Source organism: Neobacillus sp. NPDC093182 (genome assembly GCF_044754045.1).
The window spans coordinates 38,994-53,232 of the sequence record NZ_JBIVOI010000007.1 but is presented as its reverse complement, the minus strand read 5'-3'; the positions used below and the strand labels follow the sequence as shown (position 1 = coordinate 53,232).

13 protein-coding genes are annotated in these 14,239 nt (G+C 39.1%); 7 read left to right on the top strand and 6 right to left on the bottom strand.

The features are described 5' to 3' along the window. Positions 1–179 precede the first annotated feature (179 nt). The 4 genes from ACIQAA_RS14040 (at position 180) to ACIQAA_RS14025 (ending at position 4,787) form a co-directional block, all read left to right on the top strand. A complete protein-coding gene (locus ACIQAA_RS14040) occupies positions 180–620 on the top strand; it encodes a hypothetical protein (protein WP_402620411.1) in 441 nt (146 codons plus the stop codon). A gap of 114 nt (positions 621–734) precedes the next feature. Continuing rightward, positions 735–2,156, top strand: a complete 1,422-nt coding sequence (locus tag ACIQAA_RS14035) for a peptidase G2 autoproteolytic cleavage domain-containing protein (RefSeq protein WP_402620409.1) — start codon at positions 735–737, stop codon at positions 2,154–2,156. A gap of 70 nt (positions 2,157–2,226) precedes the next feature. After that, positions 2,227–3,471, top strand: coding sequence for a glycosyltransferase family 4 protein (locus ACIQAA_RS14030; protein ID WP_402620406.1), 1,245 nt, complete (start codon positions 2,227–2,229; stop codon positions 3,469–3,471). Between the two features lie 266 nt (positions 3,472–3,737). Further along, a complete protein-coding gene (locus ACIQAA_RS14025) occupies positions 3,738–4,787 on the top strand; it encodes a hypothetical protein (RefSeq protein WP_402620403.1) in 1,050 nt (349 codons plus the stop codon). A 106-nt stretch (positions 4,788–4,893) separates the two neighbouring features. On the opposite strand, the gene ACIQAA_RS14020 is transcribed toward ACIQAA_RS14025, so the two are convergent. Then, positions 4,894–5,970, bottom strand: a complete 1,077-nt coding sequence (locus tag ACIQAA_RS14020; protein ID WP_402620400.1) for a glycosyltransferase family 4 protein — start codon at positions 5,968–5,970, stop codon at positions 4,894–4,896. Positions 5,971–6,034: 64 nt separating this feature from the next. Further along, the gene (locus tag ACIQAA_RS14015) at positions 6,035–7,246 is read right to left on the bottom strand and encodes a glycosyltransferase family 4 protein (RefSeq protein ID WP_402620397.1); all 1,212 of its coding nucleotides are present in this window, start codon (positions 7,244–7,246) and stop codon (positions 6,035–6,037) included. 431 nt (positions 7,247–7,677) lie between these two features. Between ACIQAA_RS14015 and ACIQAA_RS14010 the strand changes: the two genes are divergently transcribed. Then, positions 7,678–8,403, top strand: coding sequence for a class I SAM-dependent methyltransferase (locus tag ACIQAA_RS14010; protein WP_402620394.1), 726 nt, complete (start codon positions 7,678–7,680; stop codon positions 8,401–8,403). After that, positions 8,400–9,773, top strand: coding sequence for a glycosyltransferase family protein (locus tag ACIQAA_RS14005; protein WP_402620391.1), 1,374 nt, complete (start codon positions 8,400–8,402; stop codon positions 9,771–9,773). Before ACIQAA_RS14010 ends, ACIQAA_RS14005 begins: the two co-directional genes overlap by 4 nt. A 16-nt stretch (positions 9,774–9,789) precedes the next feature. Here the strand turns inward: ACIQAA_RS14005 and ACIQAA_RS14000 are convergent, their stop codons facing one another. From ACIQAA_RS14000 to ACIQAA_RS13985, 4 genes are all read right to left on the bottom strand, one after another. After that, positions 9,790–10,452: a sulfotransferase family protein gene (locus ACIQAA_RS14000; RefSeq protein WP_402620388.1), complete on the bottom strand. Its 663-nt coding sequence runs from the start codon at positions 10,450–10,452 to the stop codon at positions 9,790–9,792. A 40-nt stretch (positions 10,453–10,492) separates the two neighbouring features. Next, positions 10,493–11,455, bottom strand: a complete 963-nt coding sequence (locus tag ACIQAA_RS13995; RefSeq protein WP_402620385.1) for a CgeB family protein — start codon at positions 11,453–11,455, stop codon at positions 10,493–10,495. 10 nt (positions 11,456–11,465) lie between these two features. Further along, a complete protein-coding gene (locus tag ACIQAA_RS13990; protein WP_402620383.1) occupies positions 11,466–11,960 on the bottom strand; it encodes a hypothetical protein in 495 nt (164 codons plus the stop codon). Positions 11,961–12,127: 167 nt separating this feature from the next. Further along, a complete protein-coding gene (locus ACIQAA_RS13985) occupies positions 12,128–12,877 on the bottom strand; it encodes a BMQ_0737 family morphogenetic spore coat protein (RefSeq protein WP_374932101.1) in 750 nt (249 codons plus the stop codon). 361 nt (positions 12,878–13,238) lie between these two features. Between ACIQAA_RS13985 and ACIQAA_RS13980 the strand changes: the two genes are divergently transcribed. After that, positions 13,239–14,239 (top strand): coiled-coil domain-containing protein (locus ACIQAA_RS13980; RefSeq protein ID WP_402620381.1); only part of this gene is annotated, 1,001 nt, incomplete at its 3' end.

Here is a 14,239-nt window from a genome sequence, read left to right as displayed (position 1 = left end):
GGGGTAAAGTGACCTCTCTATATTTTTTGTTAGTTATTGGTTTAATAAGAAAATTAATGATAGAGAAATTGCCAATTCTACCAAATATATAAAACTGTGTGATAACACTAGTATACTTGTCCATCAGTTTATAAATTCATTACATAGAATTAAGTACAATGAAAAAGGAGGTGATTTGCTTGACTAGATTATTAGACGCGCAAATTTCCCAAAATATCAGCCATAGCGGTGCGATTTCCATTCCTCTTTCTGCTACTCCTACACTTTTTGCTACTCTTGGCCTTAACACTGCCGGTGCGGGGGTAAATCTTCGTATTCAATTTACCGGGACCGTCGGTATTAGTTCGCTTGCTCAGGTAGCGGTGCCAGTCACAGTTGAAGTTTACAGGGGAACAGGGCCAACTCGTGTTCTTATTTATTCTGCCACGGAAACATCAGATGTTGCTGGTACCGTAGGGGTCGCTGCAAGAAATATATTAACTTTTACCGGCGCAGATTTTAATCCGCCAAATCCTGGATTTTTAATTTATCAAGCTTTCGTTAGAATACCTGGGGGAGTACCAGTTGCACCGACACGTACAGGTCCTGAAAGCTTCAATGCCCAAGCCTACTCTGAATAATTGATTTCACTTAGTTCTTTAAATGAAAAACTCCTTTCTTGGGAGTTTTTCTCTTTATAAAAAAATGATTTAACTCAAACTTATACAAATTGACTTTTTTAGGGGAGTAGAGAAATGGCTAATGGATGTAATCGAAATGCTATAGGGACCTGTTCCGAAGCGGAAGGGATGAACACGACTTCCAATGGGACAGCCTCACATACCGAAGGTGCCAATACAACTGCGAATGGGAGGGCTTCTCATTCTGAGGGTTTTTCCACTCTAACAACAGCAGATGCAGCGCATGCAGAGGGCTCCGCTACCACTGCCAATGGTGTGGCATCGCATGCGGAGGGATATTTTACAAGAGCTAGTGGAAATACAGCACATGCAGAAGGCAGTGGATCTTTAGCCTCCGGTTATGCCTCACATGCAGAGGGTTCAACTACAAGAGCATTGAATTTATATGCCCACGCTGAAGGAAACCTGACAACTGCGACTGGTATCGCGTCCCATTCCGAGGGGGAAAATACCATCGCCAGTGGACTCGTCTCTCATGCAGAAGGACAAGGTACCAGGGCTCAAGGGGAATCTTCACATGCAGAAGGCGACACGACTCAGGCCAACGGAAGAGCTTCTCATGCAGAAGGAAACTTGACAGTTGCTTCCGGTATTTTTGCCCATGCGGAGGGGCAGCGTACCTTCGCTTCAGGTGATCTTTCACATGCCGAAGGAAATCAGACACAGGCAACAGGACAAAATTCTCATGCTGAAGGGGCACTTAACATTGCTAGCGGTTTTACATCACATGCGGAGGGAGTAAACACGGTTGCATCCGGTTTTTTCTCCCATACAGAGGGGCAATCAACAAATGCAAATTTTCTAGAAGGTGTTCATGTGATGGGGAAATTTGGTGCAGCAAATGAACTGCCCTATTCGTGGTACCTGGCAAATGGCCAGGACACCTCAACGCCTGGATTGGCTGCTAAAATATTAAGCGACGGAAACGTAAAAGTTGACGGAACGGTCTCAACCCCGGCAGCCGATTATGCAGAAATGTTTGAAACAGCTGATGGGAATCCAATTGAATTCGGCTGCTTTGTAACATTGGAAGAGGATAAGGTTCGTATAGCAAACGGACAAGATGATTATATTCTTGGAATCACAAGTGCAAAGCCTGCATTCTTGGCGGATAGCGGAGAGCTAAGGTGGAATCACAAGTATTTGACTACCGAGTGGGGGGAAATATTGTACGAAGATGTCATAGTCCCCCCTATAATGGACAATTCCGGCAATGTAATCGTACCGCAACGGAAAGATCATAGACCGGTACTGAATCCTGATTGGGACGCTTCCCGCGATTACTTGCCCCGCAGCGGCAGACCTGAATGGGTGGCAGTTGGGCTATTAGGAAAATTGTTGGTAAGAGATAATGGCCTCTGCAAAAGCAATGGATACTGCATGCCGAACGATCAAGGAATAGCGGTCCCTGCTGAAAATGGATATCGTGTCCTGAAACGTACGGCTCCAAACCAGATATTGATTCTTTTTAGATGATGATCGGGAAAAGTTGGCGCCCGGTCCATTTTTTTGTGGGTTTCATATGATAGGGTAACTCGTAAATGAGGTGTCAGAGTTGAAAATATTATTAGCAACTTTTTGGAAACACCCTGTCATAGGGGGATCTGCCATGTATATCGATCAATTAAAGCAAGGTCTGGAAAGGAAAGGTCATGAAGTTGATATTCTTGCCAAGCATCCATCTTTAAATCGATATTATCTTGTTAATACCAATAAATTTGTTGAAATAAATAACATACAAAAGGTTGTAAGCAGAGTTATAAGCCACTCATTTTCTAAGAGGGATTCTTTCTATAAAAGTAATGAAATGAATTACTACTGTTTTGAACTGGCAGCAAGTTATTTAAATCTGGAAAATTATGATTTAATTCATACCCAGGATATTTTTTCGACACGATTATTGTCACGTGTTAAACCAAAAAAAACTCCACTTGTGGCAAGTATTCATGGGTGTATAGCAACGGAATATTTATTCCAAAAAAGGAATCCTTCTATTAAAAAACAGGCCATCAATAACAGAAACGATATGGAATGGAGTTATATACATTGGCAGGAATATATCGGCGCTGCATCCAGTGACATAACAATTGTTGCAACAAAATGGCTAAAGGATCTATTAATAAATGATTTTGGCGTGGAAGATAATCAGTTAACGATTATCCCTTATGCTCTTGACATTAATCAGTTTACAAAAAGTATGGAGGAAACTCCTCCTGTTCTTGCTCCTCCTGGTAAAACCGTCATTGTCTGCCCGGCCCGATTGGCGTTTATCAAAGGGCATAACACTCTATTAGATGCTTTTGCCAAACTAAAAAAGCAGCGTACGGATTGGGTTTGCTGGCTGGTGGGGGATGGAAATTTGCAAACTGAGTTAGTAACCAAAGCAAGAAAGTTAAATCTGCTTCAAAACGTAAGGTTTCTTGGAGCACAAAAGAATGTTCCAGCTATCTTAAAGCAAGCAGATATCTGCGTGCTTTCAAGTTTACAAGAATCCTTTCCATATGCCGTTATGGAAGCTCACATCGCGGGAGTACCTGTGGTGGCTACGGATGCTGGAGGATTGCCCGAAGCAGTAGCCCATGGTCATACCGGTTTTATATCACCAATAGGAAATAGTGAAATCTTATATCAAAATATCAAGAATTTGTTAGATAATACAGAACTTCGAAATACCATGGCCTCTAACGCTCAAATACGCGGAAGGGTGAAATGGGACTTAGAAACAATGATCTCTAAAACACTCGCAATCTACGAGAAGGTACTTAAACGTAAGGGAGGAGAAAATTTGTGAACAGACAGGATCGAAAATTCAATCAACCGAGGAGGGTTCAGCCAAGGCTCAGCAAACAGATGAAATTGCCTCACTATCATCAATTTGGAAGGCTTACTACACGACCGCTGCCAAACCCTCAGATGCAGAGAAGGACTTTTTCACAATCCCTTAAGTACCATCAGCTTGGCCACAGAGCAGTCCCCGGAAGTTGGTCCTCAAATGTCAGTCGGCAGCAAAAAAAACCAGTTAGGTTCTTTGAGACGAGGCAACAGCAACAAATAAGAATGGGCCAGCAAAAGATTATCCAACAGCAGAGAATCCAAGGCGGTAATAGACAGTTAAATCATCCGAGAAGGAGCAGGGGCAGGATTCCCCAGCCGATTTCACAGCAGAGAGGAAGAATCATACCTGCGCAGGGTAACGGACAACAGAGATTGAACACATCTTCCCAGGTAAAGCAACATCAGTGGGGAAGAAATATACCTGCGCAGGTCAACGGACAACAGACATTGAACAGGACCTCCCAGGTGAAGCAACAGCAGAGGGGAAGAATCATACCTGCGCAGGTCAACGGACAACAGAGATTGAACACATCCTCCCAGGTGAAGCAACAGCAGAGGGGAAGAATCATACCTGCGCAGGTCAACGGACAACAAACATTGAACACATCCTCCCAGGTGAACCAACAGCAGAGGGGAGTAATCATACCTGCGCAGGTTAACGGACAACAGACATTGAACACACCTTCCCATGTAAAGCAACAGCAGAGGGGAAGAGTCATACCTTCGCAGGTCAACGGACAACAGACATTGAACACATCCTCCCAGGTGAAGCAACAGGAGAGGGGAAGAATCATACCTGCGCAGGTCAACGGACAACAAACATTGAACACATCCTCCCAGGTGAAGCAACAGCAGGGGGGAAGAATCATATCTTCGCAGGTCAACGGACAACAACCAATGAACACACCTTCCCATGTAAAGCAACAGCAGAGGGGAAGAGTCATACCTACGCAGGTCAACGGACAACAGACATTTGACACACCTTCCCAGGTGAAGCAACAGCAAATTGAAAAAATCGGGCCTTTGAATCAATCGAAACCACAACAAAGAATAAGAGAAAGATTATCCGCACTTCATGGAAAAAAAGGGCATCCTGAAAAAGTCTTACGTATTAAATTAGTAACACCGAAAGATTTAGTACTTTTAGCTCCCATACAAGACAAGGCCATGTGGGAAATGATTGTTGACCGGCTTCCGCCTGACTATACGATTCCCGATCCTCGATTTCTTCAGATCTTTAGTTCATATAATAAGCTAAAACATAAACTTTAAAGCAAATCATTCGAAACCAAATCCCGCCCTCGATTGTGTGCAGGGATTTGTTTCATTTAAATAGAAATCACACCGGCAATTAATTTAAGTAATTTTCAACTATTATCTAAACCTTTATTCCAAGTGCTTTAAGCATATTAATAAAATTTATACTATACTGATCAGGATTAAAATGTTTCTTTACATATTCTTGAGCATGTGAACGAATTTGTTCTCTTAATGTTTTGTTTGTCATTAATTCTTTCGCTTGAATGACGGCTTCCTCAATATTTCCTAAAGTATAATATTTTCCGGTCTGGTTTGGCACAATAGAACTTCTTACACCATCTGAATCTGTAGTCAGTACAGGGCATTTACAGCTCATGGCTTCAAGAAGGGACAACGGGGCTCCTTCCACCTTGGAGGTCGAGCATAGAAAGCCGCCGGAATCTCCAATCATGGAGAAATAATCAGCCATTTTAGAATTCGGTACATTCGAATGAATGGTAAGATTTCGTTTCAAATTAAGTTGTTGAATTAAATTTTCAAACTCCTTCCTTTCCATAGGACTACTGATAGTAGGATCCTCAAACATATGTAACTGGAGATTCGAATTAAAATTTTTGACCAGTCGATTGCCAATGTGAAGAAACTCCCGCCAATTTTTGTTATCTTCAATTCTGCCAATCCATGCAACCATCGGGGTGGTGTTTAATGGTAATGAACGATAAGAAAATTCAGTCGTATCAAAACAATTATTGAAACTGAATTTCGGAAAAGAGGGATATATTTCATCTAATAATTGCGTGATATGTGGAGTTTTGGGATTGAGAAATCCATTTGCATGGGATAATACAAGGGGCTTGGCATTCGTAAGTGCATCACGTGCTGTCTCTTTTGGACCGTATCCTTGAATTTCTATTATCATTTTTCCTTTATAACCCAACTTTCGGAACCTCGGCAATGCTTGAAAATCTGAAACAACAACAACAGCACCGTAATTTCCTGTTTGTAGGATTTTTTTTATTTCGGTGTCATTATTTGTTATAAACGTAGGAGCATTATGATCATTCATTAGCTGCCGTCTTTTCTCATAATAAAGGAAATGACTATTAATATTATACTTTTTAAGTGCTCTGCCTCTTTGCCGATTTAAAGTCTCTACTCCCCCGCTTGGTACATAAAAAACAAATAATATGTTCATTCACCGTTTCCTCCCTTAATTGTGGATAACCCCAGATGTTGATAGGTTAGACTGGTTAAAACATTTATTTTTTCGGAAGCGCACTTTGGTAAACACCTAGCAAGTTATTAACCGCTGAGTCAATTGACCAGTATGTTAATGCCCACTTTTTGGCATTGGAACCGAGGGCTTCTCTGTATTGATCATTTGTCAATAATTCGGTTAATTGTGAAAACAGAGCAGTTGGATCCCCCGCTCGTGTAATGATACCTGTCTTTCCATGTTCAACCATCTCAGGCAATCCACCTGCGTCACTAACAATAACAGCTATGCCGGCAAGTTGAGCTTCGATTACGGATAAAGGCTGGTTATCAAGAAGGCTGGCATGTACAAAAATGTCCGAATTGGACAATAAACTGGGAATATCATCACGTTTCCCTAAGAATAAAATATTTTCTTCTAAACCCAAAGCCTTGCTTTGATGTTGTAATTCTTCTTTTTTGCTGCCTTCTCCCGCAATCCAGCAGACCCAATCGTCCCGTTTTCTTTTTAAGTGGCTGAGTGCCGTTATCAAATGGTGAACGCCTTTCAACTCGACCAGCCGTCCCGCATAAAAAATGACTTTCTTGTCATTTGGTTTCTTAACAGGAGAGGCTTCACTCATTCCTTTCACAAAAGTATCTGTATCGTATCCATAGTGCAGTACCTTTAGCTGTTCAGGAGGTACATTAAAATCGTTTGATAAAATATTTTTCATCCATTCATTTGCCACGATTGTGTATCTTGCGGACGTAGCCCCGAGATATTCCATGTTCTCAAAGTATTTGATGATTAGGTTTGAGGAGGGTTTTTTATAAACGTTAGTGGCGAAATCCTTCATTTCTTGAGCAACACTGCCATGAAGAGTAGCTACTAAGGCTGTTCTTTCCGGCTTTATTCGATTAATGCATGCAGTAGAAAGGACATCTTGAGTATGAATCAAGTCATATTTTCCTAAATTGAAATAGGCTGCACCTAACTCGTAACAATATCGTAGATTTTCATAGTAATTCAATACGGGTTCTTTATAATAAAGCGATTCTGATTCTTCATATATTTTATTAATAATGGGAAGGAAGCGGTCGCATTCAATAACCTTCTTTTGCGGCAATAAATGCAAGTATTTATTGCCCTCTCCATACCCCATTAAGTCCACCTCATGGTCAAGAGATTCAAGCATTTTTTTTAATTGCTCCATATAATTCCATACACCACCCATATGGGGAATGCTCCAAAACGTGGCAAGCAGAATTTTCATTCCTACATCTCCTTTAAATATCATTTCAAAGGTAAAATTGTTTCTCGTTCTCACTTATAGGTATGAACATAGCATATATATAATGAAGAATTGGTGAATGCCGCCAATGGGATTAAAAATGTATCGTATTATATAATGAAGGAATTGGTATGAAACACCATGGGATTCTGATTTGCATATATAAAATGGAGGATAGATAAAAATCGAAATAGGAATCTTAGTTCCATTTAGTTCATATATATAATGAAGTAACTCGTAAAACATGTAATATTATGTTTAATATATCTAATGCAGCGATTGGTATAACAATCCAATTTGTTCTGCAAAAATATAACAATTATGAATAAGTAAAATGGTGTATTTACCCAATGAGAACAAAATCCTGATGCTTGCAATATATTAACAGTAACTGTCAGGAGGGATTGGCGAAAATGTGGAATCAGTATTATAATTTAAAACTTACCAATCTGGATATACAAAAAGGGCGCCATCGCAGTAAAGTAGGTGGAATGTGGGATGAGATGGGGAAGAAGCAGCTTGGATTTATGCAAGAGATGGGGCTTAAGCCACAACACGAACTATTGGATGTAGGATGTGGCAGCTTACGGGGTGGAATTTATTTTATTAAGTATGTAAATGAAGGCAAGTATTGTGGCTTGGATATCAATTCTTCGCTTATAGAAGCTGGTCGGGCAGAAATAAAAAAGGCTAATCTAACAGGAAAAAAACCAATGTTATTGGTTAACGATCATTTTCAATTCAAACTTTTTAATAAAAAATTTGATTATGCAATTGCTCAATCGGTTTTCACTCATTTGCCAATAAATGTTATCCAAAGATGTTTGATCAATATAGAAAAAGTACTTAATCCAGGCGGGAAATTTTATGCCACCTTTTTTGAAACGAACGACGATTTTAATGATGATCCCGTCAACCAGCCGGGAGGCCCTATTACGTACCTTGATAAAGACCCGTACCATTATCATCTTTCCATATTCGAATATTTTATAAAAGATTCGTCCTTACGGCTTGAATATATAGGTGATTGGGGGCATCCAAGGAATCAGAAAATGATTTGCTTTACGAAAATGGAACAACCTGCCTCGAACAGAGATCCAAAAGGTGACAAATTTGAAGGGGAGGAGGAACCGAATTGAATCTGAGTCATTTTATTCACTCTATAATGCCAAATGTTGAAACAGAAAAGGTATTAAATTGCTGCCAGGTAGAAGATCTAAATGATAACAACCTTTATCAAGTCATTATGTTTTTGAATTTATTGGAACATGTTCCTATCTTTGAAATGGCTTCCGTATGGGAGAAACTAAAAAAAGCCCTTAGTCCGGGTGGTTTAATCATCATTAAAACAACCTTTTTTGAAAATCCTAACGAACTTGGGACGGATGAATTAGACTTTAGCCGACTTCGTTGTAACAAACAAACATGCAGCACATTATTAAGGGAATGCCTGCAAAACGATTTGATTATGGCTGCATCAGAAGACGACGTCTATGCATTTGTAAGGAAAGCAGACCTTTCTATATTTAGTGAAGATCAAAAGGAAAGATTTTTAAGTCATCATAAAAAATGGTTAACAAAATACACTGTCGACGCAAAAGAGGTTTATACAGAACAAGATTATCGCCATTTAGTTTCTGGAGCCGGACGCATGATGGTTGGGTGTGTGGCGGAAAATAATAAGAAATATCAGACACAGGCCCTTAGACTTGTACAATCCATCCGATGGTTTGGCGGAAAGATGGCGGGAGCTAATATTTTCGTTTGTATGGTAGATCAAGCAGATCCTGAATTTGTGAAAGAACTAGAAAAATGGGGTGTGTTTGTACGAATTGTTAAGCGTTTCAGTGTAGCACACCCTCCTTCTAACAAGCTAAGACTGTTTGAGTTGCCTGAAATAACTTCTTATGACACGGTTATGCTGTTGGACTGTGATACCATTATGGTTCAGGATCCATATTCTTATATTGACGGAGAGCATTTTCAGGCGGAAATGGCAGCAGGGTTAACGGTTCCGAATACCATATTTCATAAACTTTTTGCTTATTACCGTCTCCCGCTGCCAAAGCAAAACTATTTGACTGCAATCACAAAACAGAAAACAATCTGGTATTGTAATGCAGGGGTATTAATTTTCCCAACTACGATGATACAGTCTTTTTTTCCAATTTGGAAAAAATACACTTTAGATTTATCACAAACAAGAAATTTGTTAGGTAAGTATTTCTTCTTTTGCGAGCAGGCAAGCTTAACCCTTGCTTTTGCAGCCCATTCTTTGCCATTTGCAAGGTTGCCGTTGATAATGAACTTTCATTTAACTCCAAACATAAGCTACGAAATGAAAAAATGCGATCCCGTAATTATTCACTACCACAAAATGAATGATGAAACAGGATTTTTAAAACCTTTTTCTAAAAACCATTATACGAATAGGCGTATTAGCCAATTTAATGAACGATTAAAAACCTATTTGACAAGTGATTCGAAGCTCAAGAGCAGCAAAAATTAGGAGTTAATGAATGTCGTTAAAAAGTTTTAAGCCTTTTATCTAAAAAAGTTTCGACCTCCGTAAGACGATATTCGGGCGGATTACCGACTTTTTCGTTTATTTTCTTAACAAAAGGTTCTGGATTATTTAGGAAATCTACGTAACAAACATCAATTATGTTTTCAGGAGGCAGGCTGAAATTATGACGGTAATGGTAGAGGTTTTTCAAATATGGGATTAAGATTTGATTTGCCGCACCAATCGTATTTCGGTCCCTGTTTGCAAGTGACTGGACGGAGGCATCGAATGGTCGATGAACGAAGACATAGGTGATATCCGCTGCTTCTTCTAAATAAGGTTTCCAGAGTTCAAAAGTTAATAGTGTCCGGGGATCCTTAAGTCCCCAAATAGGTTTTTTATTCTTGTCAATAAAAGCCTGTATTTTTGCAACGGAAAATTTGGTCTTTTCAATTTGTTCCTGACTCGGCGGCTTGTTCCAAGTGCTTCTGACACTTCTCAAAATTTCCTGATTCAACTGTACAAAATCAACATTTTCGTAGTGTCCTTTTAGATTGTGCTTAGTTGCCTGGAGAAGTTTATCTCCCATATGAATACCTAAAAGGTGCATAACACCCGCAGTTGCACTGGACCCGGAACGGTGAAGACATAAAACAAGAAAAAGCTTGCTTTTTTTTTCCAAATGTAACATCTCCTTCAATTAAAATGTCATTTTGTAGAGCCTAATCCTTTACTATTTCTAGCAGACTTACGAGCCTATGCTCAAAAGTATGGTCTTCTAATACTCGTTTTCTTGCATTGTCCGCGATCCATATGCGTTCTTCTTCAGATTCAAGATAATAATCTAGCTTTTGGCAAAGCTCTTGAGTATTCGTAAATGATACAATTTCCTTATCCTGGATAAAAGAGTTCGGCAAATCCTCTCTGAATTGAATCAGTTGAAATGTACCGCATGCCGCAACATCGAATGTTCTATTGTTTATACTTTTGGCGACAACCCCGAGCTTGTTTTGGTTTTCCTTCAGGTTGAATGGTCGATGTGTATTTAATACAACCTTTGCACCATTATAATAATCAGCGACCACTGAAGGATTCACCCAGCCTTCATGAATCTTTAACCTAGGATTGCTCCGAAAGCGGAATAACCGACGTGCCCATTGACCTACAACTTTAATATTGTAAGAGGTATTTTGTAAAAGATATTGGATTAGTTGGATCCTGTCGGGATAGGGAAAACCGATGAGGCAAATATCGCTCCTGAATTTTGCTTCGACTTGTTTCGGTTTATATACTTGTGGCTCTGTAGCAAGCGACAATTGGTGAGATTGTAAATGGCCGTTATTTTTATAGTAGTCCTGTGCCGCAGAATCAATGGTGAATACAAAATCATAATAGTGAGAAAGCACTTTTGTCCGATCCATAAAGTAGGGGTCCTCTGTGAACCATACAGCTGTCTTAACTAGATTCTTTTTTAACCAGTCAACCATTTGGAGTGGTAACTTAAAACCTACTAATGTGAGGGCTAGTTCAGGTTTAAACTCTTTAGTAACCAACTGTAATTTAGTTAGTCCATCCTTCAACTGAAATAATTTAACCTCATGCTTTTTAGCTAGTTCATTCTTGATCCATACTTCGAAATAATCATAGATACCTTTATAACCGGAGGTTATCATTAATATTTTCATTGTTTATCACCTAAAAGTTTATTGTAATATTGTTTAATGAGGGAATTCCGTTTTTTATTTCGTCACAATAAAAAAAACCTTCAATTAAGGCGAAGCTATGCTCACTTGTTGTAGAAATACGTATCTCGTTTGAAAATATCAGATTTCCATCGGTATCTATATATTTGCAATTATTAGGTTTGAGTACATGTTCTCCTGTTTCCAAGCTTCTTTGCTTCCAATTATCGAACAAATAATGCCATGCTTCCGTATTAGTACCGTCAATCATTAGAGCAGCATGGGATACAGAACCAATTTTTCCACCAAGATGAACATTTTGTGGAGGGGTTGTTCGTATACAAATGATTGGATTATTGAGTACTATCCCGCTGGTATTTTTAATAATAAAGTTTCCAATGATGGTTATCTCCTTTTCTTCTTCATCCTTATTCGGAAGCATTACAGCATAACTGAACCATGCTAGGCCCTCTGCGTTTTTCTGCTCCTTCTTTTTCCAAAACAACACTGGATCACTCCTTCGGGTTTCACTAAATATTGCCACTATTCTATGCTTTGACCTTTTATTTCATGATAGTAACATCTTCTAACTAAGGTTGGTTTCGTTATTTTTTTTGCTGCCAAAACAAAAAAGAGGAGTTTTACCTCCTCCGAAAGCTTCTTATTTTCCCTCTGTTAAGGTGTGGGTACTGGTCCTACTCCTGGGAAGACGGTAGGACATTGTGGTGGGAATGCAAGTGGCGGACATACAAACGGCATATCCGTCCGCGGCTGACAGAAGTCAGCTGTTATCTCAAGTTTTACCAATGCCTCCATCTGAACATTTTGGCAGAGATTGATGGAGATATCGAGTTGTTGAAATTCAAAAGTTCCAGGTGTTGCTAATGGTCGACAAATTAGGTTTGCATCACATTCAAAGTCTGTAATTTCACATTGAAGGAACGTGCCAGGAGGTGCACAAAGGAAGAACTTCTCGGAAACAGCCCAAGGAATTGGTAAGGATGTACAAACCTCGCCTGCAGGGTTTGTCACACGAACAACAATAAACCCCTTTTTTAATACCTTAACCTTTTGAAGTACAACTGTGCTCCCATCAGGCAATTGAAACTGCCCACTTGCACGGCCTTCTGGCTGCGGGATTTCAGTACAAAGAATAGCACCAGGTGCTAAAGGATCAATAGGGTTTCCATCTTCGTCGGAAGGGAAACATTCTACAGTATAATTACCACCAAGGATCGCACATGGGTCATCAGATCCTGGCGTTGGTGTAATTCCCCCTGGGCAATCAAAAAACAATGTAGCCCCAAGGTCACCTCTATCAAATGCCAATAAAGGTACATCTACCTGGCGAGTGACCCAGTCGTAGACTTTGTTTACCTTAATACAAAGAGTCTCCTGACCGCCATTAATAGCTTTAAAATCCATGAAAAAATCATCCTTTCTTTTTCTGTATCTTTATTGGGTTGCCTATTGTATATTTAGGAATCCAACAGTTCACCCATTACAATATATTCCTAACATGTTAGGATGTTCTCTAATTTTTGGTAAACCAAGCCTAAAAATTTATTTTTTATGATTTGAACAGTAAAATAGGAAAAATTAATAATTAAAATAATTCCCTCGAATTGCTTAGTATCCCTACACACTGTTATATTCACTTGCCATTATTTTGTCACGGAATTTATATAAAAGATTATTTTATTGGAATGTTAGTAAAAGTTAGACTCAAAGTTGCATAAAAATATTTGTAAGGCAAAATGGGCTTTTGCCTAGGGGAGGGCAACGAATGTTAAAAAGGCAGCGATTAGAAAAATTAACCACATTACAGCTGCAACAGAAAGTAATTCATTTGGAGTCGGAACTTCTGCAAGGCCGTTCTATTAGCGAAAAAAGAGAGCGGGGCTACCAAGAACAAATAGTAAGATTACGGTATGAGAATGAAAATCTAAGAAAGGAAATGCAGGGGGTTGTAAATGAGCATAATCGGTATTTTCAGGAAAGAGACCGACTCTTTGTCGAATACAATAAGGTGCTCCTGGAAAATAGGGCTTATCAAACCAAATTAGCTCGACTTAAGGAAGGTGATCAGGGAAAGGAAGTAGTCCTAAAAAATAATCAACTTGAAGAAAAGTATGAAATGCTTGTCAAATCGACTGAAGAATTAAGAAAAAAGGCTCAAATGCATAAGGAAAACTCAGAAAAATTATTAAAAGAAAAACAATTAAGTGAAGACGAACTAGAAAAGTATAAAAACGAAATAATTCAATTGAGGAAAGAGGCCAAAGAATACCATCAGAATAATTCAAAAGGACATGAGTGGGAAGCCGAATACAGAAATTTGGAAACTTTATTAAAAACATCCATCAATGACAGAGAAGAATTCCTTAGAAATAATGAGGCATTACAGGCTCGCCTTAATGTAGCGCTTGAACAATTAACTAAAAAAGATGAAACGATCGAGAATTTACAACAGGATATTATAATACTACAAGCGGACAAAGAACAATTCCTTAGAAATAATGAGGCATTACAGGCTCGCCTTAATGCAGCGCTTGAACAATTAATTGAAAAAGATGAAACGATCGAGAATTTACAACAGGATATTATAATACTACAAGCGGACAAAGAAGAATTCCTTAGAAATAATGAGGCAATACAGACACGCCTTAATGCGTCGCTTGAACAATTAACTGAAAAAGATGAAACGATCGAGAATTTACAACAGGATATTATAATACTACAAGCGGACAAAGAAGAATTCCTTAGAAATAATGAGGCAATACAGAC

Coding starts and splice junctions, on each gene's coding strand:
- ACIQAA_RS14025 (WP_402620403.1), top strand. CDS start 3,738: ATGGGCCAGCAAAAGATTATCCAACAGCAGAGAATCCAAGGCGGTAAT.
- ACIQAA_RS13995 (WP_402620385.1), bottom strand. CDS start 11,455: ATGAAAATATTAATGATAACCTCCGGTTATAAAGGTATCTATGATTAT.
- ACIQAA_RS14035 (WP_402620409.1), top strand. CDS start 735: ATGGCTAATGGATGTAATCGAAATGCTATAGGGACCTGTTCCGAAGCG.
- ACIQAA_RS14020 (WP_402620400.1), bottom strand. CDS start 5,970: ATGAACATATTATTTGTTTTTTATGTACCAAGCGGGGGAGTAGAGACT.
- ACIQAA_RS14015 (WP_402620397.1), bottom strand. CDS start 7,246: ATGAAAATTCTGCTTGCCACGTTTTGGAGCATTCCCCATATGGGTGGT.
- ACIQAA_RS13985 (WP_374932101.1), bottom strand. CDS start 12,877: ATGGATTTTAAAGCTATTAATGGCGGTCAGGAGACTCTTTGTATTAAG.
- ACIQAA_RS14010 (WP_402620394.1), top strand. CDS start 7,678: ATGTGGAATCAGTATTATAATTTAAAACTTACCAATCTGGATATACAA.